Genomic DNA, 1,000 nt, shown 5'->3' with positions numbered 1-1,000 from the left:
ACAGATCCGAGGTCTTCTAGGCGGCTGAGGACCGGGTCGTCTTTCTTTCACGCGCGACCGGTCGGTGTCTCAGCCGCGAGCTTCGATGCGAGTGGGGCGACTCCGGCGTCGTGTCGTGACGGCAGTACTTGTCCTGGCCTGGAGTGGGATCTATGGAGCCGATAGGCCGCTGGTCGCCGCGCGGGCGGCCGCACGCTTCGTCAGGGCTACAAGGGCTTCGCGCGGCAGCGGCGACCGAGGCGAGCTCGCCCGGGACTGCGGCACCGATCGACACAGCACTCGCCGTCCACGCGTCTTCAGACCATGTTCGAGGACCGAGAGCGTACTGAGCAGCAGATGTGGAAGGCGCCTCCACAAGGTCGGTGTCTGAAGTGCTAGCGACGAGGACCGCACCTAGGTCTCGGACCGCCTGCTCGTCCCGTGCGTTCGCAGTTAGAGGAGAGCCGTCCGCAGGACGGTCCCTCGAAGCGAATGTCCAGAGTCCTGCGTCACTTGCGCGTCATCACGGCTGATGAGGTGACGCGCCGGTTCTCGGCGGTTCGCAGAGCGAGCGCCCCGGCGGGTAACAATTGCCGCGTGGCTCCGACCCAAGACACCGCGAGAGATGGCGTCGACGAGCGCCCAGCCGAGGGCGAGCGCTCCGCAGTCGTCGGGTTCAGCGGTCAGTACGGACTAGCGGCGCGGATCGTACGGGCAAAGATCACGACGCTTCGGTGGATCAGGGTCGCGGATCCGGATGCGGGGGTCGCCGACGACTTTCAGTTCGAAGCGGCCGGTACCAGGTATGCGCTGCAAGTGAAGTGGGCGCAATACCCCGGATCCTTCGGTTGGGCCGAGTTGGCGAACGCTCCGAAGGGTTCGACGGCCCTCTTCGGGCGGCTCGCACAGGCCTGGCAGCGCATCCGGGAAACTTGGTCCGGACCGCTCGAGATCCGCTTGTGGAGCAACGAGAACGCCTCGAACACCTCGCCGCGCGCTGACTCTGCTCTCGGGTCATGCT

Annotated in this window: 1 protein-coding gene; it reads left to right on the top strand. The window is 66.3% G+C overall.

Annotation, left to right across the window (positions count from 1 at the left end; all coding sequences use genetic code 11):
- Positions 1–576: 576 nt before the first annotated feature.
- Positions 577–1,000 (top strand): hypothetical protein (locus tag ACFCZN_RS21605; protein ID WP_430558135.1); only part of this gene is annotated, 424 nt, incomplete at its 3' end.

Origin of the sequence: Isoptericola sp. NPDC056134 (assembly GCF_042264825.1) — a bacterium.
GTDB classification, from domain to species: Bacteria; Actinomycetota; Actinomycetes; order Actinomycetales; family Cellulomonadaceae; genus Isoptericola; species Isoptericola nanjingensis.
Note: the sequence above shows the minus strand (reverse complement) of the source record. Positions and strands in the feature narration are given on the sequence as shown.